The 3486-nt window shown below is 72.0% G+C and carries 3 protein-coding genes; 1 reads left to right on the top strand and 2 read right to left on the bottom strand.

Features of this window, described 5'->3' with window-relative positions:
* Both EAO71_RS35770 and EAO71_RS35765 read right to left on the bottom strand, forming a co-directional pair.
* Positions 1–231, bottom strand: a 231-nt coding sequence (locus EAO71_RS35770; RefSeq protein ID WP_187282965.1) for a P1 family peptidase, incomplete at its 3' end; no start/stop codon positions are given.
* 87 nt (positions 232–318) lie between these two features.
* Positions 319–1485, bottom strand: coding sequence for a low temperature requirement protein A (locus tag EAO71_RS35765; RefSeq protein ID WP_147981978.1), 1167 nt, complete (start codon positions 1483–1485; stop codon positions 319–321).
* 264 nt (positions 1486–1749) lie between these two features.
* On the opposite strand from EAO71_RS35765, the gene EAO71_RS35760 reads away from it, so the two are divergent.
* A complete protein-coding gene (locus tag EAO71_RS35760) occupies positions 1750–3177 on the top strand; it encodes an MFS transporter (RefSeq protein WP_147981977.1) in 1428 nt (475 codons plus the stop codon).
* The last annotated feature ends 309 nt before the right edge of the window (positions 3178–3486 follow it).

Genomic DNA, 3486 nt, shown 5'->3' with positions numbered 1-3486 from the left:
GGTCAGGACCACGGCCTCGACGCGCTGGACGACGTTGCGGGGGTCGAGGGCGTCGGTCTCCCGGGTGCCGGGGCCGCCGCCGCGGACGTCCACCGCCGCGACCGCCCCGCCCCGCGGGGCGAGGACGACGGTGGTGCCGCTGAGGGCGTTCGGCCCCGCCACGSGCGCGTGGCCGACCCGCAGGCCGGACACGTCGGTGAGGGCGTCGTGCAGAGCGGAGTGCTTCGTCATGCTCCTTGCGTACCACGCCCGTTGGCCCCGCGCCCGTGGGCGGGGCCGGTGCGGCCCGCCCGCGGCGGGCGAGGCCCCGGCGCACCCCTACGCCCGCGTGGCGGGGTTGCTCGCGCTCAGCGTCACCCCGACCGCCACCGTCGCCGCCGCGACCAGACCGGCCGCGAACACCGCCCAGTGGCCCGCGAACGAGCACATCAGGATCGCCAGCGCCGACAGCGGCAGGACGAGCTGCTGGGCGATGCCGACCTTGTAGTAGCGGGCGTGCAGGAGCCACACGCAGAGCAGGAAGAGGGCGGTCGGGACCGTCACCGCCGCGGAGGCGGCGAGCGTGGAGATGTGCGCCTTGCCGACGGCCTGCTCGACGGCGATCTCGATGCCGGCGCCGATCGCGGCGGCCGCGGCGAAGATCAGGTAGTGGCCGTAACCCCACAGGAACGCCTGCCGGTTGGAGACGAGACGGTCGTGGGCGGGGACGACGAAATAGATCCACCAGGCCGCGAACACGATGAGCAGGCCGCCGGCCGCGATCGGGAGCAGCTCCCCGAGGGCGTCGTTCTCGCTGACGCCGGACTTCACGGCGACGGTCGAGGCGGCGATCGTCTCGCCCAGCACGATGATGGTGAACAGGCCGTAGCGCTCGGCGATGTGGTGCGGGTGCCAGCGGGTGTTGGCGTCCTTCTCCGCGTACACCGGCACCGCCATCTCGGCGATCGCCATGACGAGGAAGACCCAGGGCCGGGCCGCCTCGGGCACGAACAGGAGGGCCGTCCAGCCGATCTGGCAGAGGGCGACCCCGCCCGCGTACCGGTGGCACAGCGTGCGTTCGGCGGGGTCGGCGGCGTGGTGGCCCGCGCGCAGCCACTGGGAGGCGAGCGCGAGGCGCATCACGACGTAGCCGAGCCAGACGACGAAGAAGTCGTGCTCCTCGAAGGCGCGCGAGACACCGGCGGCGAGGATGAGGACACCGGCGATCTGGACGAGGGTGACGACGCGGTAGAGGACGTCGTCGTTGTCGTACGCGGAGGCGAACCAGGTGAAGTTCATCCAGGCCCACCAGATCGCGAAGAAGACCATCGCGTAGTCGGCGATCCCCTGGCCGGCATGGCCCTCGGCCACGGCGTGCACGAGCTCGGCGCCGGCCTGGGCGACGGCGACGACGAAGCAGAGGTCGAAGAAGAGCTCGAGCGGTGTGGCGGCGCGGTGCGACTCCTCGCGGGAACGCGCGGTGAGGGGCAGGAACGGTTGTGTCATGCGCCCCAGAACACCAGAGCGCGGCGGGGCCAGGCGGCCACGGCACGCGGAGGCGCGGCCGTCGGGGGCCGCCCCGCCCCCGGTCAGGGGCCTGCGCCGGGTGCGCGCACGCCACCGGGGCCGGGCCCCGCGGTCCGTACGGCCCGGGCGGGACGGGACCTGCGCCCGCCCGTCCGACGACCATGGCCCCTGCCCCTGCCCCGGCCCGGGAGCCCGGAAGCAGCCTGGAGGAGCAAGGAGAGCCCTCACCCCCAGGGAAACGCCATGAGTTCCGCAGTCCAGGACAGCAGAGCGACGAGCAGCGCGGCCCCCTCGGCGTCGTACGACGCCGGGCAGTACCGCCCCGGCCGGCCGATCACCGACTGGGAGCCGGAGAACGAGCTCTTCTGGGAGGCCGTCGGGAAACGGGTCGCCACCCGCAACCTGTGGATCGCCGTGCCCGCGCTCCTCGTGGCGTTCGTGGTCTGGCAGGTGTGGAGCGTCACCGCCACCAACCTCCAGGACGTCGGCTTCGGCTTCTCCACCTCCCAGTTGTTCTGGCTGACGGCTGTCCCCGGCCTGACCGGTGGAGCGTCCCGGCTCCTCTACACGTTCCTCGGCCCGATGGTCGGCCAGCGCCGGTTCACCGCGCTGTCGACGCTGGTCCTGATCGCGCCGCTGGTCTGGCTGGGCATCGCCGTCCAGGACCCCTCGACCTCGTACGGGGTGATGGTCGCCATCGCCGCCCTGTGCGGCATCGGCGGCGCCAACTTCGCCTCCTCGCTCGCCAACATCGGATTCTTCTTCCCCAAGGCGCTGAAGGGCGGCGCGGCCGGCGTCAACGGCGGGCTCGGGAACCTCGGCGTCTCCGCCGTCCAGTTGCTGACCCCGGTCGTCGTCACGTGGTCGGCCCTCGCGATCGGCTCCGCGCAGCACAGGGCGGACGGGACCCCCGTCTTCCTCCAGAACGCGGCCTTCCTCTGGGTGCCCGTGGTGGTCGTGCTGGCCGCGGTGGCCTGGTTCGGGCAGAACGACCTGAAGGTGGCGGCCACCCCGTTCAGCCGCCAGAAGGTCGTCTTCAGGCGCAAGCACACCTGGCTGATGACCTGGCTGTACGTCGGCACCTTCGGTTCCTTCATCGGCTTCGCCGCCGCCCTGCCGATGCTGATCAAGACGACCTTCCCCGACTACTCGGTGGCCGCCTACGCCTGGACGGGGCCGGCGGTCGGCGCCCTGGCGCGGTGGGCGGGCGGCTGGGTCGCGGACAGGTGGGGCGGCGCCCGGGTGACGATCCTGTCCTTCGTGGGCATGGCGGCCTCCGTCGTCGGCGTGATCTGGTTCCTGCCCTCGGGCGACGCCGCCGGCTCCTTCCCCGGCTTCCTCCTCTCCTTCCTGGCGGCGTTCCTCTTCTCCGGGATCGGCAACGGCTCGACCTTCCGCCAGATCCCGGTCATCTCCCGCACGACGCTCCTCGCGGGGCTGGCCCCCGGCACCCCGCGGTACGCGGAGGCGCTGCGGCAGGCGGAGAGGGAGTCGGGTGCGGTCACCGGCTTCACCTCGGCGATCGCCGCCTTCGGCTTCTTCTTCATCCCGGCCCTCTTCGGCTCGGTGGCGGTGACCAGCGCGATGTGGGGTTTCGTCGCCTTCTATCTGAGCTGCACGGCCGTGACCTGGTGGTTCTACGCCCGCAAGGGTGCCGAGGCGCCGAGCTGACCGCCCGGGACACCTCCCGCGAAGGCCCCGCCCCGGCGGGGCCTTTCCGGCTCCGAACGAGGCACCGAGGTCGCGCTCGATGCTGGGGATCGCGATGTTGACGATCGTGGCGTCGACCAGATCCATGAAGGCGGCGGTCATGACGATGGCGAGGGCGATCCAGCGCCTTCGATCGGTGGCTTCGTGTGCACTCATACGATGAAGATAGAGGCCATCTAGGTCAGCTGATGTCCTAGATGAACCGCACCCTGGAGGGCATGACGGACACTCCGGCACGACTTCTGAATCTGCTGTCCCTGCTGCAGACGC

Source organism: Streptomyces sp. MS191 (assembly GCF_008042125.1).
GTDB lineage: Bacteria > Actinomycetota > Actinomycetes > Streptomycetales > Streptomycetaceae > Streptomyces.
This window is presented reverse-complemented; position numbering and strand designations above follow the sequence as displayed.